General features: G+C 32.1%; 21 protein-coding genes. 11 read left to right on the forward strand and 10 right to left on the reverse strand.

Going from position 1 to position 23,461, the window contains the following annotated elements; all coding sequences use genetic code 11:
* The first annotated feature begins 67 nt into the window (after positions 1 to 67).
* The gene (locus ACIQ16_RS02830; RefSeq protein ID WP_396148471.1) at positions 68 to 2,239 is read left to right on the forward strand and encodes a B12-binding domain-containing radical SAM protein; all 2,172 of its coding nucleotides are present in this window, start codon (positions 68 to 70) and stop codon (positions 2,237 to 2,239) included.
* Between the two features lie 66 nt (positions 2,240 to 2,305).
* Here the strand turns inward: ACIQ16_RS02830 and mtaB are convergent, their stop codons facing one another.
* Positions 2,306 to 3,634 (reverse strand): tRNA (N(6)-L-threonylcarbamoyladenosine(37)-C(2))-methylthiotransferase MtaB, encoded by a 1,329-nt coding sequence (gene mtaB, locus ACIQ16_RS02835; RefSeq protein ID WP_396148475.1) that lies wholly within the window; start codon positions 3,632 to 3,634, stop codon positions 2,306 to 2,308.
* Positions 3,635 to 3,993: 359 nt separating this feature from the next.
* Between mtaB and ACIQ16_RS02840 the strand changes: the two genes are divergently transcribed.
* Positions 3,994 to 4,248 carry a type B 50S ribosomal protein L31 gene (locus ACIQ16_RS02840; protein ID WP_353169571.1) on the forward strand — a complete coding sequence of 85 codons (255 nt, stop codon included), beginning with the start codon at positions 3,994 to 3,996 and terminating at the stop codon, positions 4,246 to 4,248.
* A 145-nt stretch (positions 4,249 to 4,393) separates the two neighbouring features.
* A complete protein-coding gene (locus tag ACIQ16_RS02845; protein WP_396148478.1) occupies positions 4,394 to 5,566 on the forward strand; it encodes a GlmU family protein in 1,173 nt (390 codons plus the stop codon).
* 49 nt (positions 5,567 to 5,615) lie between these two features.
* On the opposite strand, the gene sufD is transcribed toward ACIQ16_RS02845, so the two are convergent.
* From sufD to ACIQ16_RS02880, 7 genes are all read right to left on the reverse strand, one after another.
* Positions 5,616 to 6,935 carry a Fe-S cluster assembly protein SufD gene (sufD, locus tag ACIQ16_RS02850; protein ID WP_396148480.1) on the reverse strand — a complete coding sequence of 440 codons (1,320 nt, stop codon included), beginning with the start codon at positions 6,933 to 6,935 and terminating at the stop codon, positions 5,616 to 5,618.
* A gap of 45 nt (positions 6,936 to 6,980) precedes the next feature.
* Positions 6,981 to 7,370 (reverse strand): four helix bundle protein, encoded by a 390-nt coding sequence (locus tag ACIQ16_RS02855; RefSeq protein WP_396148482.1) that lies wholly within the window; start codon positions 7,368 to 7,370, stop codon positions 6,981 to 6,983.
* A 74-nt stretch (positions 7,371 to 7,444) separates the two neighbouring features.
* Positions 7,445 to 8,194 carry a Fe-S cluster assembly ATPase SufC gene (gene sufC / locus ACIQ16_RS02860; protein WP_291242481.1) on the reverse strand — a complete coding sequence of 250 codons (750 nt, stop codon included), beginning with the start codon at positions 8,192 to 8,194 and terminating at the stop codon, positions 7,445 to 7,447.
* Between the two features lie 100 nt (positions 8,195 to 8,294).
* Positions 8,295 to 8,492: a DUF2683 family protein gene (locus ACIQ16_RS02865; RefSeq protein WP_396148484.1), complete on the reverse strand. Its 198-nt coding sequence runs from the start codon at positions 8,490 to 8,492 to the stop codon at positions 8,295 to 8,297.
* Positions 8,493 to 8,509: 17 nt separating this feature from the next.
* The gene (gene sufB / locus ACIQ16_RS02870) at positions 8,510 to 9,958 is read right to left on the reverse strand and encodes a Fe-S cluster assembly protein SufB (RefSeq protein ID WP_291242478.1); all 1,449 of its coding nucleotides are present in this window, start codon (positions 9,956 to 9,958) and stop codon (positions 8,510 to 8,512) included.
* A 168-nt stretch (positions 9,959 to 10,126) separates the two neighbouring features.
* Complete coding sequence (locus ACIQ16_RS02875) at positions 10,127 to 10,444, reverse strand: four helix bundle protein (RefSeq protein ID WP_396148486.1); 318 nt, start codon at positions 10,442 to 10,444, stop codon at positions 10,127 to 10,129.
* Between the two features lie 39 nt (positions 10,445 to 10,483).
* The gene (locus ACIQ16_RS02880; RefSeq protein ID WP_396148488.1) at positions 10,484 to 10,813 is read right to left on the reverse strand and encodes a HesB/IscA family protein; all 330 of its coding nucleotides are present in this window, start codon (positions 10,811 to 10,813) and stop codon (positions 10,484 to 10,486) included.
* 174 nt (positions 10,814 to 10,987) lie between these two features.
* Here ACIQ16_RS02880 and ACIQ16_RS02885 point away from each other — a divergent pair, with 174 nt between their 5' ends.
* The 6 genes from ACIQ16_RS02885 (at position 10,988) to ACIQ16_RS02910 (ending at position 17,241) form a co-directional block, all read left to right on the forward strand.
* The gene (locus tag ACIQ16_RS02885; protein ID WP_396148490.1) at positions 10,988 to 11,845 is read left to right on the forward strand and encodes an MBL fold metallo-hydrolase; all 858 of its coding nucleotides are present in this window, start codon (positions 10,988 to 10,990) and stop codon (positions 11,843 to 11,845) included.
* A gap of 68 nt (positions 11,846 to 11,913) precedes the next feature.
* Positions 11,914 to 13,512: a S8 family peptidase gene (locus ACIQ16_RS02890; protein WP_396148493.1), complete on the forward strand. Its 1,599-nt coding sequence runs from the start codon at positions 11,914 to 11,916 to the stop codon at positions 13,510 to 13,512.
* A gap of 82 nt (positions 13,513 to 13,594) precedes the next feature.
* Positions 13,595 to 15,463, forward strand: a complete 1,869-nt coding sequence (locus ACIQ16_RS02895) for a M1 family metallopeptidase (protein ID WP_396148495.1) — start codon at positions 13,595 to 13,597, stop codon at positions 15,461 to 15,463.
* A 59-nt stretch (positions 15,464 to 15,522) separates the two neighbouring features.
* A complete protein-coding gene (rimK, locus tag ACIQ16_RS02900; protein WP_396148497.1) occupies positions 15,523 to 16,881 on the forward strand; it encodes a 30S ribosomal protein S6--L-glutamate ligase in 1,359 nt (452 codons plus the stop codon).
* Position 16,882: 1 nt separating this feature from the next.
* Positions 16,883 to 17,062 (forward strand): hypothetical protein, encoded by a 180-nt coding sequence (locus tag ACIQ16_RS02905; RefSeq protein ID WP_396148499.1) that lies wholly within the window; start codon positions 16,883 to 16,885, stop codon positions 17,060 to 17,062.
* On the forward strand, positions 17,062 to 17,241 hold the full coding sequence (locus ACIQ16_RS02910; protein WP_396148501.1) for a DUF1272 domain-containing protein: 180 nt from the start codon (positions 17,062 to 17,064) through the stop codon (positions 17,239 to 17,241). The genes ACIQ16_RS02905 and ACIQ16_RS02910 overlap by 1 nt, the downstream gene beginning before the upstream one ends.
* Here ACIQ16_RS02910 and hutH read toward each other — a convergent pair.
* Positions 17,238 to 18,728: a histidine ammonia-lyase gene (gene hutH, locus ACIQ16_RS02915; RefSeq protein ID WP_396148503.1), complete on the reverse strand. Its 1,491-nt coding sequence runs from the start codon at positions 18,726 to 18,728 to the stop codon at positions 17,238 to 17,240. The two genes, ACIQ16_RS02910 and hutH, sit on opposite strands and share 4 nt — an antisense overlap.
* 166 nt (positions 18,729 to 18,894) lie before the next feature.
* Here hutH and gcvT point away from each other — a divergent pair, with 166 nt between their 5' ends.
* Together gcvT and ACIQ16_RS02925 are read left to right on the forward strand one after the other, a co-directional pair.
* On the forward strand, positions 18,895 to 19,977 hold the full coding sequence (gcvT, locus tag ACIQ16_RS02920; protein WP_396148505.1) for a glycine cleavage system aminomethyltransferase GcvT: 1,083 nt from the start codon (positions 18,895 to 18,897) through the stop codon (positions 19,975 to 19,977).
* A gap of 62 nt (positions 19,978 to 20,039) precedes the next feature.
* Positions 20,040 to 20,696 carry a hypothetical protein gene (locus ACIQ16_RS02925; protein ID WP_396148507.1) on the forward strand — a complete coding sequence of 219 codons (657 nt, stop codon included), beginning with the start codon at positions 20,040 to 20,042 and terminating at the stop codon, positions 20,694 to 20,696.
* A 111-nt stretch (positions 20,697 to 20,807) separates the two neighbouring features.
* Here the strand turns inward: ACIQ16_RS02925 and ACIQ16_RS02930 are convergent, their stop codons facing one another.
* On the reverse strand, positions 20,808 to 23,354 hold the full coding sequence (locus tag ACIQ16_RS02930) for an ATP-dependent Clp protease ATP-binding subunit (protein ID WP_396148509.1): 2,547 nt from the start codon (positions 23,352 to 23,354) through the stop codon (positions 20,808 to 20,810).
* Positions 23,355 to 23,461: the final 107 nt, after the last annotated feature.

Genomic DNA, 23,461 nt, shown 5'->3' on the forward strand with positions numbered 1-23,461 from the left:
TTTTTTACAAAAATAATCATTTTTCGCCATCTACAATTAATTTTTATCTTTGTAAAAACATTTCACCTTGTCAGACATTCTTTTAATCACGCCACCTTTTACTCAATTGAATACGCCATATCCCGCAACGGCCTATATCAAAGGGTTTCTAAACACGAAAAGTATTTCTGCTTTTCAAATGGATTTGGGTATCGAAGTGATATTAGAATTGTTTTCCAAAAAAGGGTTGAGCTCCTTAATTCCTAAAGGTGAAATAGTACAATTTTCAGAAAATTCGCAACGAATTCACACCCTTTGGGATGATTATGTCATTACAATTGACGCGGTAATTGCTTTTCTTCAAGGAAAAAATCCAACGTTAGCACGACAAATATGTAGTGGGAATTTTTTACCCGAAGCCTCTCGTTTCAATCAATTAGACGATATGGAATGGGCTTTTGGAAATATGGGTATGCAAGACAAAGCAAAACATTTAGCTACTTTGTATTTAGAAGATATTTCGGATTTTATTGTGGAATGCGTAGATGAAAATTTCGGATTTAGTCGCTATGCTGAACGATTGGGAAGAAGTGCCAATTCATTTGATGAATTATACTCTGAATTACAAAATGAAACCACACATATTGATAAAATTACACTTAAAATTTTAGAGGAAAGAGTAAGAGAAATTCAACCGAATTTGGTATTACTATCGGTGCCTTTTCCAGGAAATTTATATAGCGCTTTCCGATGTGCTCAATATATAAAATCGAATTATCCCTCAGTGAAAATCGCTATGGGTGGTGGCTTTCCAAACACAGAGTTAAGAAGTTTAAAAGACAAAAGAGTCTTTGAGTTTTTCGATTTTATTACGCTTGATGATGGCGAATTACCAGTGGAACTTTTAAATTCCAATGTTAAAATTCCAAATTCCAATGAGTTCAAAAGGACGTTTGTTTTAGAAAATAATGAAGTTGTATATAAAAATAATACTACAAAATCAGACTATAAGCAATCAGATGTAGGAACACCAGATTATTCAGACTTATTTTTGGATAAATATATTTCAGTAATTGAAATTGCCAATCCAATGCATAGTTTATGGAGTGATGGTCGTTGGAATAAACTTACGATGGCGCACGGCTGTTATTGGGGAAAATGTACCTTTTGTGATGTTTCGTTAGATTATATAAAAATTTATGAACCTATTGCAGCTAAAATTCTTGTGGATAGGATGGAAGAACTGATTCATCAAACAGGCGAAACAGGTTTTCATTTTGTAGATGAAGCGGCACCACCAGCTTTAATGCGTGAAGTGGCTTTGGAAATTCTTAAACGTAAATTGGTCGTTTCGTGGTGGACAAATATTCGCTTTGAAAAAAGTTTTACGAAAGATTTGTGTGTATTGCTAAAAGCTTCAGGTTGTATTGCGGTTTCTGGCGGGTTAGAAGTAGCTTCAGATAGATTATTAGAACTGATTAAAAAAGGAGTAACGGTTGAACAAGTAGCTAAAGTCACGAATTATTTTACCGAAGCTGGAATTATGGTTCACGCATATTTAATGTACGGTTATCCTACGCAAACTATTCAAGAAACTGTGGATAGTTTAGAAATGGTGCGACAGTTGTTTCAAATTGGAAGTATACAGTCAGGATTTTGGCATCAATTTGCTATGACGGCTCATTCTCCTGTAGGATTACATCCTGAGGAATTTGGTGTAATTCCGCAACAAAATGAAATTACTTTTGCAAATAACGACATTCAGTTTATTGACAAAACAGGTATCAATCACGATAAGTTTAGTTTTGGATTGAAAAAATCGCTGTTTAATTATATGCACGGAATTTGTTTCGAGTATGACTTGCAAGATTGGTTTGAATTTAAGATTCCAAAAACAAAAATTGCTCCAGATTTTATAGAAAATGCGCTTAATAATGATGTAGATTTTTCATTAAAACCTACTGCAAAATTAATTTGGATAGGAACAACTCCAGTGGTAGATTATTTTACCAAATCCAAAAAAGGCGCTACTTGGGAAATGGCGAAAATGACGTTTTATTTTAAAACGGAAACACTTGAAATTTCTTTAGAAAAAGACCAAGCAAATTGGTTATTAAAAACCATAAAATTACTTTCAGATCATCCCATTTTATTGAAAAATGTCAAATTAGACTTCGAATCTCAGTTTGAAGATTTTGAACTATTTTGGTTTTCAAAACCAATGAATTTATTACGAAATTCTGGTTTGTTAGTACTTTAAAATAGTTTTTATTTGGAGTTTTTTAGACCTGACAGGTTTTATAAACCTGTCAGGTCTAAAGAATACTTACACTGGCACATTCACAAATTCCATTCGTACTAAACCGTCATCGTCAATTTTTGTAAGTGTAATTTCGTGCAAGGTGTTTGCTAATTCTGGGTTCCAAGGCGTTTTTACTTTTACATAGTTTTCAGTAAAACCCGTAATATATCCTTCTTTATTTTCGTTTTCAAATAGTACAGTGCGAGTCGTACCAATTTGACTTTCATAATACGCTCTACGTTTTTTAACAGAAAGTCCGCGTAACATTTTACTACGTTTACTTCTTATGTTAGCGGGTACAACACCTGGCATATCTGCGGCTTCCGTATTGTCGCGCTCACTGTATGTAAACACGTGTAAATACGAAATGTTCATTTCATTTAGATAATTGTACGTTTCTAAAAAGTGTTCGTCGGTTTCACCAGGAAATCCTACAATTACATCCACACCAATACACGCGTGTGGCATCACCTCTTTAATCTTATTTACGCGTTCCGTATAAATTTCACGTTGGTAACGGCGCTTCATTTTTCCTAAAATTTCATTGCTACCACTTTGTAATGGAATATGAAAATGAGGAACAAAAGTTCTACTTTTACTTACAAATTCTATGGTTTCGTTTTTTAGTAAATTAGGCTCAATGCTTGAAATTCTGAGTCTTTCAATGCCTTCTATCTTGTCTAATTCTTGCACTAATTCTAAAAACGTATGTTCGTGTTTTTTGTTTCCAAATTCGCCTTTTCCGTAATCGCCAATGTTTACACCTGTTAACACAATTTCTTTAATGTTTTGCTCCGAAATTTCTTTGGCATTTTTCAATACATTTTCCAAAGCATCACTTCTCGAAATACCACGTGCTAACGGAATTGTACAATACGTACATTTATAATCGCAACCATCTTGCACTTTAAGGAATGCACGCGTTCTGTCACCAATGGAATAACTGCCTACATAAAAATCGGCTTCTTCAATTTCGCAACTATGTACTTCGCCCATATCGTTTTTCGATAGGTCGTTAATGTAATCGGTAATTTTAAATTTTTCTGTCGCACCCAAAACCAAATCTACACCATCAACTGCGGCTAATTCTTCGGGTTTCAGTTGCGCATAACAGCCTACGGCGGCTACAAAAGCTTTGTCGTTTAGTTTCATCGCTTTTCTTACCACTTGTTTAAACTGCTTATCGGCATTTTCTGTTACAGAACAAGTGTTAATCACGTAAATATCGGCTATTTCTTCAAAATCCACTCTGTCAAAACCTTCATCATTGAAGTTTCTGGCAATGGTAGAAGTTTCCGAAAAATTCAGTTTACAACCCAGTGTATAAAACGCTACTTTTTTTCTATCAGACATACTTTTTTTCTTAGGGCGTGCCCTTTCAGGTCGTGCTATCCGTTGCAATCTTTTTTAAATGTTGCCTTCGAGTACCTCAGGCAACATTTAAAAAAGGATTTCCACTCCTATCACTCACGCAAATCGGGTACAAAATTACGTAGATTTTTCTTAAGTTATAAATCTTTTAGTATCAGATTTTTAGTTAAAGCGGTTTCAAAATAAAAAATAATGGTATTTTGTTTGCAGTATTGGGTAATAGTATTATATTTGCACCCTGAAATAAAAACATAATTAACAAAAGGTTATAAGGCGTTTACACCTTTTTATAGTAAAAAGCCGCGAAACAAATTATAATCATACATTTAAAGATTTACAAAATGAGAAAAGGAATTCACCCAGAAAACTACAGATTAGTCGCTTTCAAAGACATGTCTAACGATGATGTATTCATCACAAAATCAACTGTTGAAACTAAAGAAACTATCACGCACGAAGGTGTTGAGTATCCAGTTTTTAAAATGGAGATTTCTAGAACGTCTCACCCTTTTTACACAGGTAAATCTAAACTTATTGATACTGCAGGTCGTATCGATAAATTCAAAACGAAATACGCTAAATTCTCTAAAGAATAGTAGAATTTATTTAAATAATAACAAACCTCGAAAGTATTCGGGGTTTTTTTATTTTTATAAGTCAAATTTCTTTGTAAATTTGAATCGTTAAGGTTTTACACAAAGCCTCTTAAACTTTTAAACGCAAACCTTTTAAACTTGACTAATGAACTATATTCTTTTTGATGGACCACATCGTAATGCTTTGTTGCCATTTACCTTCACAAGACCTGTTGCAGATATTCGTGTTGGAATTTTAACCATTCGTGAAAAATGGGAAAAACAGTTGGGTTCTACCACAACATCTATTACAGAAGACTATTTGTCAGAAAAATGGCCCATGGTAGAAATGGAGAACAACGTGATGATTAATGCTTCATTTTTACCAAATGATATTTTGGTAGCAATGATTAAGAATTTGGAACACAATCAAGCGATTTTTCAAGAAGAAGAAGTAGTAGCATTTTTTGCTAAAGAAGGAGAAGAAGTCGATTTTGATAGTTTTGAAGTACTTGAATTTTCAAACGACTGCATTAAAATTGAAAACACTTGGGATATTTTTCAAAAAAATGAGGTAGCCATTCGTGAAGATTTCGAATTGTTGACTGAAGATCGATTTTCACAACCGATACCTAAATCGGTAAACGTAATTGCACCAGAAAATATTTTCATTGAAGAAGGCGCTAAATTAGAATTTGTAACCTTAAACGCATCAACAGGTCCTATTTATATTGGTAAAAATGCTGAAATAATGGAAGGTTCTGTTATTCGAGGTCCTTTTGCTTTGTGTGAATCGGGTAGAGTGAAATTAGCTACTAAAGTTTATGGCGCTACAACTGTCGGACCTCATTCTGTAATTGGTGGAGAAGTTAATAATTCGGTTTTATTTGGCTATTCTAATAAAGGTCACGATGGATTTTTAGGAAATGCCGTTTTAGGTGAATGGTGTAATATGGGTGCAGATAGCAACAATAGTAACTTAAAAAACAATTACGAAGAAGTAAAATTGTGGAGCTACGAAACAGAAAATTTTGCTAAAACAGGTTTGCAATTTTGCGGATTAATGATGGGCGACCACAGTAAATGCGGAATAAATACGATGTTTAATACGGGCACAGTTGTTGGGGTAAGTACTAATATTTTTGGAGCAGGATTTCCAAGAAATTTTGTACCAAGTTTCAGTTGGGGCGGAGCAAGTGGTTTTACAACTTATCTGACCAAAAAAGCGTTTGAAACTGCTAAAATTGTAATGGCAAGAAGAAATGTTGAATTTTCTGAAGAAGACGCTAAAATTTTAGAACACGTTTTTGAAGAAACTAAAAAATACAGAAAAGAGTAAAAAAAAAGCGGTTTCAATATTGAAACCGCTTTTTTATATAATTGTTTTTTTATAAATCAAATCCCATATTTACGCCTAATTTATCGGCAATAATTCGAGCGATTTTACTTCTTAATTCTGGAATTTTCACACTATTAGTCACTTCACTGGTAAACGCGTACATTAATAATGCTTTGGCTTCTTTTTTACCAATTCCACGTTGTTGCATATAAAACATCGCACTTTCATCTAACTGTCCAATAGTACAACCGTGTGAACATTTTACATCATCTGCAAAAATTTCCAATTGAGGTTTCGCGTTAATAGTTGCTTTATCACTTAATAGAATATTATTATTTTGCTGAAAGGCATCTGTTTTTTGGGCTTCTTTTTCTACGAAAATTTTACCATTAAAAACACCAGTGGCATTTCCATCTAAAATGGTTTTATAGTTTTGATGACTTTCACAATTTGGCGTGGCGTGTTGCACTAAAGTATAATGATCAACATGTTGTTTGTCGCCAATAATTGTTATACCTTTTAAAGTAGAATCAATATGTTCGCCTTGATGGTAGAAGTTTAAATTGTTTCTAGTAATATTTCCTCCAAACGAAAATGTATGAACCGAAACGTGACTGTCTTGTTTTTGAGCAATGTATGTATTGTCAATTAAATTCGCAGTTTGTAAATCGTTTTGCACTTTATAAAAATCAACAATAGCACGTTTTTGAGCGAAAATTTCTGTAACCGAATTTGTTAAAACGGGATTGCTATTTAAACTCTGGTGACGTTCTACAATTTGTACGTGTGCATTTTCGCCCACAATTATTAAATTTCGAGGCTGTGTCATTAATGCAGCTTCAGAACCTGTTGAAAAATATAAAATTTCTATAGGTTTGTCAACCACTTTGCTCTTTGGAATATTTACATACGCACCTTCTTGAGAAAAAGCAGTGTTTAATGATGTTAAACTATCTTCTTTATTCGCAATTTTGTTGAAATATTCGTCAATGTACATCTTGTATTTTGGTTTGTTTAAAGCCGAAGACATCAAGCAAACATCTAAACCATCGTGCGTAGTTGATGATAGATGTGAACTGAATTTCCCGTCAATAAATACAACTTTATACGTATCCACTTCATTTAAGAAGTATTTTTTTACATCAGCAAATTCTACTGTATTTTCTTTTTTAGGAAATACACTAAAATCATTTTTTAAAATGGCATTTAACGAGGTATATTTCCAGGCTTCCTCTTTTTTAGAAGGAAAACCTTTATTTTCAAAGTGTTTTATAGCTGAAGTTCTAATGTCGTGTAAATCATTGTTTACATCAGCAATTTTTTCTTCAAACGCCATAAAAGACGATAGTATTTTTTCTTTTAATTCCATTTTCTTTTTTTGTTTCCTTCGGAGTTTCAGGTTTAAAGTTTCAAGTTATTGGAACTTGTTTCCTTTGAAATCTTTTTTATTTAAATAAGTGATAAAGTTTTTAATTTTCCCACTTAAATTTTCACATTTAATTTTTAATTCAATGAATTTTTCTTCTGAAATATATTCATAATCAAATAGTCTATAAATTTGTGAACGCGTTTCACCAGCTGAACCTTTTGCAATTGATAAAAATTGTCTAAATTCTATATTCCCATCTCTTTCAAACCCTTCTGCAATATTGTCCATTACAGAACCCGATGATGCTTTTATTTGTTCTTTAAATCGGAAATCTTGTTTTAAATCAGTTTCTTTTGAAATTAGAAAAATTTCTTTAGTTAATTTTCTGGCTTCTTGCCAAATTTCTAAATCTTCAAACTTTGTAATTGTTGCCATGGCTTATATTAAATTTAATTATTTGCGTGTATTTTTATTAAGTAAACTTGAAACTTAAAACCTGAAACAAATTTTTATACTACTTCGTTTTTAATCCAATCGTATCCTTTTTCTTCTAATTCTAATGCTAAAGAGGCATCGCCAGATTTAACGATTTTTCCATCCATCAAAACGTGTACAAAATCAGGAACTATATAATCTAATAATCTTTGGTAGTGCGTAATCACTAAAACAGCATTAGTTTCATTTTTTAGTTTGTTCACACCATTAGCAACAATACGTAAAGCATCAATATCTAAACCAGAATCTGTTTCGTCAAGAATGGCTAATTTTGGTTCTAACATCGCCATTTGAAAAATCTCATTTCGTTTTTTTTCTCCACCAGAAAAACCTTCGTTAAGAGAACGAGATAAGAACTTTCTATCTATTTCTAATAATTCTGATTTTTCACGAATTAATTTCAACATTTCATTAGCCGGCATATCTTCTTGTCCACGAGCTTTTCGCGATTCGTTAATAGCCGTTTTCATAAAATTTGTTACCGAAACTCCAGGTATTTCTACTGGATATTGAAAAGATAAGAAAACCCCTTTATGAGCTCTTTCTTCTGGAGCTAATTCAGAGATGTCTTCACCTTCTAAAATAATTTCACCAGCAGTTACGTTATAGTTTTCGTTTCCAGCAATTATAGATGAAAGGGTACTTTTTCCAGCGCCATTTGGTCCCATAATTGCGTGAACTTCTCCCGCTTTTACTTCTAAATTAATTCCTTTTAATATTTCTTTGTCTTCTACTGAAGCGTGTAAGTTTTTAATTTGTAACATATTGTTTTTTTATTATTCGTAATGTCCTTTTAAAGACAAAATATTTAAAATTTCTATTGTGTTTTAGTCTATAACTTGATAAATGATTCGGTGTTCTTGATTACTTCCACAAGTCTTCTAAATTAATTGTAACACCTTTTCCTTCTTTTATACTTTTTTCTGCATCCAATATTTCTTTAACAAATTCTGGATTATATGGTTTTTCGATTTTATCAATAATTTCAAAACCAAGTGCTTTTGCTAAAGATTTTAAAACAGGAAAATCTTTTTTCTTAACGTTTTTTAAAACTAAATCCATAACTAATCTTTTTAAATTTAACCCACACTTCCTTCTAAACTAATTTCCAATAATTTTTGAGCTTCCACTGCAAATTCCATTGGTAATTTATTTAAGACTTCTTTACTGAAACCATTTACAATTAAAGCAATTGCTTTTTCTGTTGGAATCCCTCTTTGGTTGCAATAAAACACTTGGTCTTCACCAATTTTTGATGTGGTGGCTTCGTGTTCTATTTTTGCACTTGTGTTTTTACTTTCTATGTATGGAAATGTATGTGCACCACAATTGTTACCCATAAGTAAACTATCACATTGCGAGAAGTTTCTGGCATTATCAGCGTTTTTACTAATTTGAACCAATCCACGGTAACTATTTTGTGATTTACCAGCTGAAATTCCTTTTGAAATAATGGTTGATTTAGTATTTTTACCTAAATGAATCATTTTTGTTCCCGTATCCGCTTGTTGGAAATTATTTGTTACAGCGATAGAGTAGAATTCACCAATAGAATTATCTCCTTTTAAAACACAAGATGGATATTTCCAAGTTACAGCAGAACCTGTTTCAACTTGTGTCCAAGATATTTTAGCGTTTTTTTCACATAAACCTCTTTTGGTTACAAAATTGAATACACCACCTTTTCCTTCTTTATTTCCTGGATACCAGTTTTGAACGGTTGAATATTTTATTTCTGCATCATCTAAAGCAATTAATTCTACAACTGCAGCGTGAAGTTGATTTTCATCACGACTTGGAGCTGTACATCCTTCAAGGTAAGAGACATAACTTCCTTCGTCGGCAATTACAAGCGTTCTTTCAAACTGCCCAGTACCACCTTGATTGATTCTAAAATAAGTTGACAATTCCATCGGACATTTCACGCCTTTTGGAATATAACAAAAACTTCCATCAGAGAAAACGGCTGAATTTAAAGCGGCGTAAAAATTATCTTTTTGCGGTACAATAGTTCCTAAATATTTTTTTACTAATTCGGGATGTTCTTGAATAGCTTCTGAAATAGGACAAAAAATGATCCCTTTTTCGCCTAATGTTTTTTTGAATGTAGTGGCTACTGAAACAGAATCAACAACAATATCCATTGCTACATTATTCATTTTTTTCTGCTCGTCAATAGAAATTCCAAGTTTTTTGTACATTTCTAATAATTCCGCATCAACATCATCTAATGTTTTATTTGGATCCGATTTTTTTGGTGCCGAATAATAGGCAATAGCTTGAAAATCTGGTTTTGTATACTTAACATTTGCCCATTCTGGTTCTTCCATTTGTTTCCACGCGGCGAATGCTTCTAAACGCCAATCGGTCATCCATTGTGGTTCGTTTTTCTTTATAGAAATCGCACGCACAATATCTTCATTTAAACCAATAGGAAACGTTTCCGATTCTAATTCAGTATAAAATCCGTATTCGTATTCTTTATTTTCTAATTCGACTTTTAAATCGTCTTCTGTGTATTTACTCATTTTTTTATCTAAAAGATCTAAAAGATCTAAAAATCTAAAAAATTTATTAAACTATTTAATATGTAGCCAATTTATTTTTTTAGAATTATAGATTTTTTTGATTTAGTTTATCTTGTTTTTCTAAGTTTTTTAAATATTTTATGTAATTCCCTAATTGTTTTGAAATTTCTAAAACATTATTTTATATTCATAATAATTGTCATTATTTATGTATTCTAATGACAATAAAAAATTAAACATATTTCTACATTCTCCTGCTGATCCTTTTGAAAAATATAAAAATCTAATTAATTCTTTTTTCGTTTCACGTTCAAAACCCTCCGCTATGTTGTTAGATATTGATAAGGCAGCTCTTTGTAATTGGTCTTTCAAACCGTAATCTTTAGCAATTTTTTCATCTGATAATGTCAATTTATAAACTTTTACACCAAATTGTAAAGCTTTTTGATAAACTTCCATTTCTTCAAATGAGTTGTACTTTGCCATTTTTTAAATTTTTTAGATTGTTCCCTTTTTTAGATTCTGTTAAAGCGAAAAACTTTCCCCACATCCACATGTTCTTTGTGCATTTGGGTTATTAAAAACAAACCCTTTTCCGTTTAAGCCTCCTGAGAATTCTAAAATAGTTCCAGCTAAATATAAAAATGATTTTTTTTCAACAGCAATTTTTACATTGCTATCTTCGAAAACTTTATCATTTTCGCCTAACGCCTTATCAAATTTTAATTCATAAGAAAGTCCAGAACAACCGCCACTTTTTACACCAACACGGACATAATCAGTTGCAGCATCAAAACCTTCTTCCTTCATCATATCAATAATTTTTTTACTTGCAGATTCAGATACTTTTATCATAACTTAGTTATTAATTATTTTTGTTTCGTATTCCTTATTTTGATTTTGTCTAAATTAACTCTGCAAAGATAAACCTAAAAAAACTTTTTACAAGGTTTGATAACATTTTTATAACTTATATTTTCATAGTTTTCTTTTATTGAAAATTTTGTAATTTGGCAAAAAATATAAATCATGAAATTATATCCAATAGAAGCAGGAAATTTTAAGCTAGACGGTGGCGCTATGTTTGGCGTTGTTCCTAAAACAATATGGAATAAAACCAATCCTGCAGACGCTAATAATTTAATAGATATTGCTGCCAGATGTTTGCTTATTGAAGATGGAAATAAACTGACATTAATAGATACCGGAATGGGAAATAAACAATCCGATAAATTTTTTGGCTATTATTCTCTTTGGGGCGATGAAAGTTTAGACAAATCATTAGCTAAATATGGATTCCATAAAGATGATATTACAGATGTTTTTATGACACATTTACATTTTGATCATTGTGGTGGTTCTGTAAATTGGAATAACGATAAAACAGGTTATGAAGTAGCTTTTAAAAATGCGAATTATTGGACAAATAAAAATCACTGGGAGTGGGCAACTCAACCTAATTCTCGTGAAAAAGCTTCATTTTTGCATGAAAATATTTTACCAATGCAGGAAAGTGGTCAGTTGAAATTTATTAATCGTACCGAGAGTGATTTCCTAGCTACTTCAGAATTAGATTTTGGCATCTTTTTTGCAGATGGTCATACCGAAAAACAAATGCTTCCACATATTAATTATAATGGAAAAACCATTGTTTTTTGTGCTGATTTATTGGCCACAGCTGGACACATTCCTATTCCATATGTTATGGGATACGATACCAGACCGCTTTTAACTATGGACGAAAAAGCAAAATTTATGAATGCAGCTGCAGAAAATAATTACTATTTGTTTTTAGAGCACGATGCACACAATCAAATTATCACTGTAGAAAAAACAGAAAAAGGGGTGAGATTAAAAGAAGTTTTTAGATGTGAAGATATCTTTTAGTACTTTATTCTTGTAACAAACCTTTTGAAATACTTACTAATTATTAAATTAAATAAAATTATACGAATATGAAAATTCAATTTAAACCTTTATATCTATCATTTGCCTTAGCAATCGTTTTATCTGGTTGCGGATCAGCTAAAATGGTTTCAACTCCGGTTGAGAATATTGATAGAATGCCTTTAAAAACAACGCCTTTAAAAGAAAAAGACTTGCAGCGTTGGAGTCATTTAGATTTAGTGAAAGACACTGTACCAGGTATGAGTGTGGATAAAGCGTATGCTGAAGTATTAAAAGGGAAAAAAGGAACGAAAGTGATTGTTGGAATTGTAGATTCTGGTGTAGATATTAATCACGAAGATTTAAAATCGGTTATTTGGACCAATCCAAAAGAAATTGCTGGAAATAATATTGATGATGATAAAAATGGGTATATAGATGATATTCATGGTTGGAATTTTTTAGGAGATGCTGTTCATGAGCAATTAGAAATGACACGTATTGTAAAAAAAGGTCCAAATACTCCTGATTATGAAAGAGCAAAAGCAAAATTAGAAGAAGATATTAAAGGATTGCAACAAGATAAGCAGCAATTAGATATGATTTTAAACGCTGAAAAAGCTATTAAATCACATCTTAAAAAAGATAACTTTACTTTAGAGGAAGTTAAAAAAATTGATACTAAAGATCAAGGTTTGTTACAAGCAAAAGCAATGTTTTCTCAGTTTTTAACAGGAATGACTAAAGCTGATTTTGATAAAGAAATTATTGATTTTAAAGACCATGTTTATGGACAATTAAATTATAATTTGAATGTAGCATACGATGGTAGAAAAATAGTTGGCGATAATCCAGATGATATCAATGACACAAAATACGGGAATAATAATGTGGTAGGTCCTGAGCCAAAAGAAGCTAAACACGGTACTCATGTTGCGGGTATTGTGGCGCAAGTAAGAGGTAATAAAAAAGGTGGCGATGGAGTAGCAAGCTCTGTTGTTTCAATTATGGCAGTTCGAGCGGTTCCTGATGGTGATGAATACGATAAAGATATTGCTTTAGGAATTCGTTATGCAGTAGATAATGGAGCAAAAGTAATCAATGGTTCTTTTGGGAAATATTTTTCTCAAAACAAAGAATGGGTTATAGATGCCATAAAATATGCGGCATCTAAAGACGTACTTGTAGTAATTGCTGCAGGAAACGAATCATATGATTTAGATGTAACGAATAAATATCCAAATGACACGTATGATAACTCACCAGAATATGCTAATAACGTTTTAATTATTGGCGCACTTTCTCCAGATTATGGATCTAAAATGGTAGCTTCTTTTTCAAATTATGGAAAAAATAATGTTGATATTTTTGCACCAGGTGAAAAAATTTACGCAACCACTCCTTTAAATACCTATGAATATTTGCAAGGTACTTCAATGGCTTCACCAAATGTAGCGGGTGTTGCTGCATTAGTTCGTGCTTACTATCCAAGTTTAACTTCCGTTGAGGTGAAACAAATTATTATGGAAAGTGGTACATCGTTAAAAAATATGATTTCTGTAGGTGAAGATAAAAAAAAGGTTAACTTTTCTGAAGTGTCTAAATCTGGAAAAATAGTAAATGCATATAATGCTTTGTTATTAGCTGAAAAAATGACTAAAAAATAAAACATCAAAAACATACAGTAACCACAAAGAGATACCTAGTCGTTTATCTTTGTGGTTTTCTTTTTACATAAAACAGTTACAAATGAAAAATACATTTAAACATTTTTTAATTCTTTTAACAGGAATTTCATTCGCACAAAACAATCCAAATTCAGGATATTGGCAACAGCATGTTGATTATAAAATGAACGTGAATATGGATGTGAAAAAATACCAATATAAAGGAAATCAAGAATTAATTTACACAAATAATTCCCCTGATACGTTAAAGAAAGTTTTTTTTCATTTGTATCCAAATGCGTTTCAGCCAGGAAGTGCCATGGATATGCGTTTGCAAACTATTTCGGATCCAGACAAACGAATGGTTCGTAAGTTTACAAAAGATGCAAAAGAAATAAAAGAAAGTAGAATAAGTACTTTGCAACCAAACGAAATTGGATATTTGTTGGTTTCAAATTGTAAACAAAATGGAATTGCTGCACAAAGTAGAGTAGTAGGAACCATTTTAGAAGTTACTTTGCCTCAAGCAATTTTACCTAAATCGGCAACCACATTCACTTTAGATTTTGAAGGACAAGTACCATTACAAATTCGTCGTTCTGGAAGAAATTCAGAAGAAAATGTAGCGCTTTCCATGACACAATGGTATCCTAAAATGGCTGAATATGATTTTGAAGGCTGGCATGCAGACACCTATATAGCAAGAGAATTTCATGGTGTTTGGGGAAATTTTGATGTAAAAATCACTATTGACAAAGACTATACTATAGGAAGTACAGGTTATCTTCAAAATAAAAATGAAATTGGAAAAGGGTATGAAGATGCAGGTGTTGTGGTTACTTATCCGAAAAAAACATCATCATTAACTTGGCATTTCATAGCACCAAACGTTCATGATTTTGCTTGGGGTGCAGATCCAGAATACATTCACGATAAAATTATGGGTGAAAATGAAACGGAATTACACTTCTTCTATAAAAACAAAAAAGAGAACATAGAAAATTGGAAAAAAATGCAGCATAAAACCGCTGAATTATTAGCCTATTTCAATAAAAATGTTGGGCAATATCCGTACAAACAATATTCCGTTATTCAAGGTGGCGATGGTGGTATGGAGTATGCCATGTGTACCTTGATAACTGGAAATAGAAGCTATGGCAGTTTGGTTGGTGTAACCGCTCATGAATTTGCGCATAGTTGGTTTCAACATATTTTGGCTACTAATGAATCAAAACATTGTTGGATGGATGAAGGATTTACTTCATATATTTCTAATTTAGCTATGAATGAAATTTTACCTCCAAAAGAACCAGAAAGCCCGTTTGCAGATTCGTACAATAATTATGTTTTTTTAGCCAATTCGGGAAAAGAACAACCATTAACAACGCATGCAGACCGATATGATTATAATCAATCGTACGGAATTGGTGCATATAGTAAAGGAGAAATATTTTTAGCACAATTGGGATATATCATTGGACATGAAAATTTAGATAAAACGATTAAAAAATATTATTCGGATTATAAATTTACACATCCAACTCCAAATGATATTAAGCGAACTGCTGAAAAAGTTTCAGGTGCTAATTTAGATTGGTATTTAAACGAATGGACACAAACTACAAATACAATAGATTATGCTATTAAGTCTGTAGAAAATAATAAAATCGTTTTAGAGAGAAAAGGGAGAATGCCGATGCCTTTAGATGTAATCGTTGAATTTGAAAACGGTACTAAAGAATATTTTTATATTCCAAATACGCTAATGCGCTGGGAAAAACCAAATCTGTATACATATAACAGAAACGTTTTATCAGGTTGGGATTGGGCGATTCCTACTTACACCATTGATATAAATTCAAATAAAGGTGCTATAAAATCAGTGGTTATTGATCCAAGTGATTTAATGGCAGATGTTAAAAAGGAAGACAATATATTTCCAAAAAAATAACAATTAGGTAGCATATTACATTAAAAATAATACTATATTAGATTTTAAAATATTCGCAAATGCAAGATAAAACATTAATAGGAAGTGAAGAATGGTGTTCGTTCCCACAATTAGGAATTCCCGCAATAAAAGCTCGTGTAGATTCTGGAGCTAAAACATCTGCGTTACACGCTATTAATATCAAAGTATTTGATAAAAATGGAGAAGAATGGTTGAAATTTGATATCAATCCGATCCAAAATAATTCAAAATCTATCATTCATTGTGAAGCGCAATTAGTAGATCAACGAATTGTAAAAAGCTCTAATGGAACCAGAGAAAAGCGTTATGTAATTCGTACAGAAGTAGGATTAGGTAATCACAATTGGCAAGTTGAGGTTACGCTTACTAACAGAGATTCTATGGGATTCAGAATGTTGTTAGGAAGAGAAGCAATGGTGGGAAGATTAATTGTTGACCCTGAAAAAAAGTTTGAATTAGGTCAACCCACTACAGAAAGTTTAAAAGAATTTTATTATAGTGAACCTGAGAAAAAAGGTTTAAAAATTGGATTATTAGCAAGTAATCCAGATTTATATAGCAACCGACGTATTATTGAAGCTGGAGAAATGCGTGGACATGAAATGCATTTTTTAAACATCAAATATTGTTATATGAAGTTAAGTGCTTCTAATCCAGAAATTCACTATCGTGGTGGTTTGGTTTTAAAGGATTTTGATGCCATTATCCCTCGTATTCGTCCAAGTATGACCTATTATGGTTGTGCCTTAACCAGACAATTTGAAGCTCTAAAAGTGTATGCTTTAAACAATGCTGCGGCCATCACTCAATCTCGAGATAAGTTATTTTCTTTACAATTATTATTAAATAACGGTGTAGACATACCCACTACTGGTTTTGCTAATTCTCCATTAGATACTGACGATTTAATAAAAATGGTAGGTGGCTCACCGTTAATTGTAAAATTACTTGAAGGAACCCAAGGAAAAGGAGTCGTTTTAGCAGAAACTAAAAAAGCCGCCGAATCGGTTATTAATGCGTTTAAAAGTTTGAATGCGAATATCTTAGTTCAAGAATTTATTAAGGAAGCCAATGGTAAAGATTTACGTTTATTTGTTGTAGACGGAAAAGTAGTAGCTGCTATGCAACGAGAAGCTGCACCTGGCGAATTTCGTGCAAATATTCATTTAGGTGGTACGGCATCCATAGTTAAAGTTACCGCTGATGAAAAAAGAATTGCCATAAAAGCAGCTAAAGCGATGAATTTAAAAGTGGCTGGAGTAGATATTATTCGATCTTCAAAAGGACCTTTGTTGTTAGAAGTGAATTCATCTCCTGGATTAGAAGGAATTGAAGGCGCCACTCAAAAAGATATCGCTGGTGAAATGATAAAAGCTATTGAAAAAAACATTAAGTAATATGCAAAACAATTTCAAAAAATTATTACTTATACTTATCACTTGTAGTTTTATTGTGGCTTTCGGTGCTTTATTTAAAATTATGCATTGGCCTGGTGCAACATTAATTTTTAATACAGGCGTGGTTTTAGAAATTATTTTTGGTGCTGCAATTATGATTTATTTAGTAAAAAATAAATAATGGCGTTGGAATACAAAACAACTTGCGAGAAATGCACTATTTCTTTAAATATGCAATCAGAAGCTTGTATTTGCAGTTATGAATGCACATTTTGTGAATCGTGCGCTACAGAAATGGCAAATGTTTGTCCAAATTGCCAAGGTGAATTAGTAAAAAGACCTAAACGAAATAAGGATTAATTCATTTCCACTTGAAAACTTTTCAAAAACTGAATTGACTTTTCAATGTCATAATGTAAAATTCTATCTTCTGTAACTAAAGGCACTTCTTCTCTATACGTTTTTATAAACATTTCAATGAAATCGCTCGATTTTAATGGTCTTCTAAATTCGATAGCTTGCGAAGCATTAAATAATTCAATTGCTAAAATACGTTCTAAATTTTCAACAATTTTTAATGTTTTTGTAGCTGCATTTGCTCCCATGCTTACATGATCTTCTTGTCCGTTACTGGATACAATGCTATCAATACTTGCTGGAGTTGCTAATTGTTTGTTCTGACTAACAATGCTCGCCGCGGTATATTGCGGAATCATAAATCCAGAATTTAATCCAGGATTACTTACTAAAAACGCCGGCAATTCTCTTAAACCAGAAATTAATTGATAGGTTCTTCTTTCGGAAATGCTTCCTAATTCTGCCAAAGCAATTCCTAAATAATCTAAAGCCATTGCTAAAGGTTGTCCGTGAAAATTTCCACCAGAAATAATTTCATCTTCACCAACAAAAATATTTGGATTGTCAGTTACCGAATTAATTTCGGTAGTAAATACTTTTTTTACGTGGTCAATTACATCTTTAGAGGCACCGTGAACTTGCGGAATACATCTAAAAGAATACGGATCTTGTACGTGTTTTTTTGGTTGGGCAATAATTTCGCTATCTTCTAATAATTCTAACATATGAGCTGCTGTTGCTAATTGCCCATTATGTGGTCGTACCAAATGAATTAATTCATTAAAAGGCTCTTTTCTTCCATCAAAACCTTCTAAAGAAACTGCGGAAACAATGTTTGCTAAATGTGCTAATTTATCCGCTTGAATTAAATTGTATACACCATAAGCGCTCATAAATTGCGTTCCATTCAACAACGCTAAACCTTCTTTTGATTTTAATGTAATAGGCGATAAGTTCAATTTTTCTAAAACTTTATGCGCTGGTTGACGGAATCCATCGTAATACACTTCGCCTTCATTTATTAATGGTAAACATAAATGAGCTAAAGGTGATAAATCGCCGCTTGCTCCTAATGAACCTTGTGTGTAAACTACAGGTAAAATTTCATTATTGTAAAAATCAATTAATCTATTAACGGTTACTAATTGCACACCTGAATGTCCATAACTCAAAGATTGAATTTTTAATAACAACATTATTTTTACAATCTCGTGAGGTACTTCGTCACCAGTACCACAAGCGTGAGATTTCATTAAGTTTTCTTGAAGTTTGGTTAAATTTTCTGTCGAAATTTTAATATTGTATAAAGATCCAAAACCAGTATTAATTCCGTAAATAGCTTTGTCGTTAGAAGCCATTTTTTCATCCAAATACGTTCTGCATCGTTCAATTTTTGAAATAGCTTCTTCTGAAAGGGCTAATTTTTTTCCTTCAAAAATAATTTCTCTAACTTTTTCTATTGTAAGTACTGATGAATCTATATAATGCATTTGATTTTGTTTTAGCTGTCAAAATTCTACAAACAAATTCTAAAATGCAACTATTTTCAGTATTAAAACAATATTTTGTGAATTTCTTACTATTTATAGGTTTTTGGCTTTATTTTTTTAAGAATTTTCAATACATTAGCAACTTTAAATTTTATAAAATCATACAATGAAAAATACAGCATTAACAGCTATTCACGAAAGTTTAGGAGCAAAAATGGTTCCGTTTGCAGGTTACAATATGCCTGTTCAATATGAAGGAGTAAACGCAGAACACGAAACGGTACGAACTGGAGTTGGGGTTTTTGATGTATCGCATATGGGAGAATTTTTCTTAAAAGGAGAAAATGCATTGGCTTTAATTCAGAAAGTAACCTCTAATGATGCTTCTAAGTTAGTAGATGGAAAAGCACAATATTCTTGTTTGCCAAATAATGAAGGAGGAATTGTTGATGATTTAATCATATACAAAATCGCTGACAATCATTATATGTTAGTCGTAAATGCTTCTAATATTGAAAAAGATTGGAATTGGATTTCTAAACACAATGATTTAGGTGTGGAAATGCAAAATCTTTCGGATGATTATTCGTTATTAGCTATTCAAGGACCAAAAGCTGCTGAAGCAATGCAGAGTTTGACTTCAATAGATTTAGTGAATATGGGATATTATTCGTTCCAAATTGGTGAATTTGCAGGAAAACAAGATGTTATTGTCTCTGCAACGGGTTATACAGGTTCAGGTGGATTTGAAATTTATTTTAAAAATGAAGATGCCATAACTATTTGGGCAAAAGTTTTTGAAGCTGGAGCAGCTTTCGGAATTAAACCAATCGGTTTAGCTGCTCGTGATACTTTGCGATTAGAAATGGGTTTCTGTTTATACGGAAACGATATTAATGATACTACTTCTCCTTTGGAAGCTGGTTTGGGTTGGATTACAAAATTCGAAAAAGAGTTTACGAATTCAGAAAACTTGAAACAACAAAAAGAAGCTGGTGTTTCTAAAAAATTAGTTGGTTTTGAAATGATTGATAGAGGCATTCCTCGTCACGATTATGAAATTGCAGATGCTAATGGAAATGTAGTAGGAATTGTAACTTCTGGAACACAATCACCAAGTTTAGGAATTGCAATAGGAATGGGATATGTTCCAACAGCATTAGCATCTCCAGATTCTGAAATTTATATTAGAATTAGAAATAAAGACATTAAAGCAAAAGTGGTCAAAATGCCTTTTTTGAAGAAATAATTTTTTGGGATAAATAATTTTTATATATTTGAAAAAATTTTAAAAAACTAAATTTAAAAATTATGAAAAAAGTATTATTAGTAGCTGCTTTTGCAGTTTCAGTATTAGGTTATTCTCAATCTAATAGCGAAGGAACAATTCATATTAATTTATTAGGAGGTTTTGCTTTTGGTGGAAACGTAACTGATAAATATACAGAAGAAAATGTTTCTTATGAAGATAAATATAAATTTGCCTCTGGAACTTATGGTTTAAACGTACACTATGGTTTGAATGATAAAATAAGTGTAGGACTTGGTTTAACAACTGGTGCTTACGTTTTAACTCCAAAAAATTTAACTTCCCTTGATGGTTTTGGTACTTTTGGTGCATCTACAACTATGTCTTTGTTTAACATCAATGCTCAATCAAGATATTACATTCTAAATGATGACGACTTGAATATTTATGGAGGAGTTAATGTTGGTTTTGCTTCTGCAACTGATAAATTTGCAGGTTTTGATCTATCAACCGATTCTTATAAAGCTTCAGGTTTATCATATGGTGTTAATGTAGGTTTAAACTATTATTATTGGGAAAAAGTTGGAGGAAATATTCAATTAGGATATGAAGGAGCTGGTTTATCTGGAGATTATAAATATGATGGTGGTTCTTATACTCAAAAAAGAAGTATTGGTGGAATTAATTTCATGGCAGGTTTAGCTATCAAAATTAACTAGTATTTATACCACATTAAAAATATTAAAGACATCCTTTATGGGTGTCTTTTTTTATGCAATACATAAATTATAGAAATATTTATCGATAATTTATATATAAAAAAAAACCTGCTAGTTAGCAGGTTTTTCTGTTTTCATTACCGTTACAATTAGTTCTTGTGAGGCTTCATCTAAATCCATAAAGATTTCATCGCCTTCATGTATTTTTGAAGTTATTATTTCTTCGGCAAGCGCATCTTCTACATATTTTTGGATGGCTCTTTTTAATGGTCGTGCTCCAAATTGTTTGTCAAAACCTTTTTCAGCAATAAAATCTTTTGCTTTTTCAGAAATGGTAAACGTATATCCTAAGTCTTTAATTCGTAAAATAAGTTTTTCCATTTCAATATCGATAATTTTATCAATATCATGTTTTTCTAAACTATTAAATACAATTACATCATCAATACGGTTTAAAAATTCGGGTGCAAACGCTTTTTTCAAAGCATTTTCAATTACCGATTTGTTGTAATCATCAGCTTGAGCTGTTTTTGCAGCAGTTCCAAAACCAACACCTTGTCCGAAATCTTTTAATTGACGAGCTCCAATATTAGAAGTCATAATAATTATGGTGTTTCTAAAATCGATTTTTCTACCCAAACTATCCGTTAAAAAACCATCGTCTAAAACTTGAAGCATCATATTAAATACATCGGGATGTGCTTTTTCAATTTCGTCTAACAAGACAACAGCATAAGGTTTTCTTCTAATTTTTTCGGTTAACTGACCGCCTTCTTCGTAGCCAACATAGCCTGGAGGTGCGCCAACTAAACGTGAAATTGCGAATTTTTCCATATATTCACTCATGTCGATACGAATTAACGCATCTTCAGAATCAAATAATTCTTTAGCTAACACTTTAGCCAATTGTGTTTTTCCCACGCCTGTAGACCCTAAAAAGATAAATGAACCAATTGGTTTGTTAGGATCTTTTAAACCCGCTCGGTTTCTCTGAATAGATTTGGCTATTTTTTGTACGGCTTCATCTTGACCAATTACTTTTCCTTTAATCAGTTCAGGTAATTTAGCCAGTTTATTGGTTTCTGTTTGCGCTATTCGGTTTACAGGTATTCCAGTCATCATTGAAACGACATCAGCAACATTGTCTTCAGTTACTTCAACACGATTTGATTTAGCGTCTTCTTCCCATTTTTCTTGCGCAATGGCTAAGTCTTTTTCAATTTTCTTTTCGTCATCACGTAATTTGGCTGCTTCTTCAAATTTTTGTTTTTTAACCACTGAATTTTTCAGTTCGCGAACTTCTTCCAATTGTTTTTCCAGTTCTAAAATTTGTTTTGGCACTTCAATATTTGTAATGTGCACACGAGAACCCGCTTCATCTAAAGCATCAATAGCTTTGTCTGGTAAAAATCGGTCCGTCATATAACGACTCGTAAGTTTTACACAAGCTTCTATAGCTTCGGGTGTATAAATTACGTTATGATGGTCTTCATATTTTCCTTTGATATTATTTAAAATCAGGATAGTTTCATCAATCGTAGTTGGCTCTACAATTACTTTTTGAAAGCGTCGTTCTAAAGCGCCATCTTTTTCAATATATTGTCTATACTCATCTAAAGTTGTGGCACCCACACATTGGATTTCTCCTCTTGCTAAAGCAGGTTTGAACATATTACTGGCATCAAGCGAACCCGTTGCGCCACCGGCACCAACAATAGTATGAATTTCGTCAATAAACAATATAATATCGTTGTTTTTTTCTAATTCATTCATTACGGCCTTCATACGTTCTTCGAACTGCCCTCGGTATTTTGTTCCGGCAACTAACGAAGCCAAATCTAACGTTACTACACGTTTGTTAAACAATATACGAGAGACTTTTTTCTTCACAATCATAATCGCTAAACCTTCAGCAATAGCTGATTTTCCAACACCTGGTTCTCCAATTAAAAGAGGGTTGTTTTTCTTTCTTCTGCTTAAAATTTGCGATACACGTTCAATTTCTTTTTCACGTCCTACTACTGGGTCCAATTTTCCGTCTTCAGCCATTTCAGTTAAATCCCTTCCGAAATTATCTAAAACAGGTGTTTTCGACTTTTTCGTAGTTTTATTTCCGCTATTGCTTATTGGATTTGGCATATCTTCTTTGTAATTTTCTTCACTAGAATCGAAATTTTCTGCTCTTGGCGTATCTTTAAAAATATCTTCATTTTCGTTAGAATTCAGGCTCATATATATATCTTTTACATTGTCATAATTAATTTTCAACTTGTTTAAAAGTTTTGTTGTTGGATCGTTTTCGTTTTTTAACATACATAACAACAACAAAGCTGTACTTATGGAGGTAGTATTGAAAACTTTTGCTTCTAAAAACGTATATTTTAATGCTCTTTCTGCTTGGCGCGTTAAGTGTAAGTTTTTTTTATCGTTTGTTGACAGTCCATTCGGGTTCGCAGGACTTAATATTTCTACTTTTTTTCGTAGCAAATCAAAGTTAATATTTAAAAGGTTTAAAATATCAATTGCACTTCCATTTCCGTCTCGTAACATTCCTAAAATTAAATGCTCAGTACCAATAAAATCGTGCCCTAAACGTAAGGCTTCTTCTTTACTGAACTGTATTACATCTTTAACTCTTGGTGAAAAATTATCTTCCATAAAATCTTTAAACTATTTAAAAACGTGAGCAAATACTATGAATTTTTCATAGGTAGTATGCATACTGCTAATTGACAAAAAAAAAACGAGAAATAAAAGTAAATTAG

Origin of the sequence: Flavobacterium sp., assembly GCF_044360715.1 — a bacterium.
Classification (GTDB): Bacteria; Bacteroidota; Bacteroidia; order Flavobacteriales; family Flavobacteriaceae; genus Flavobacterium.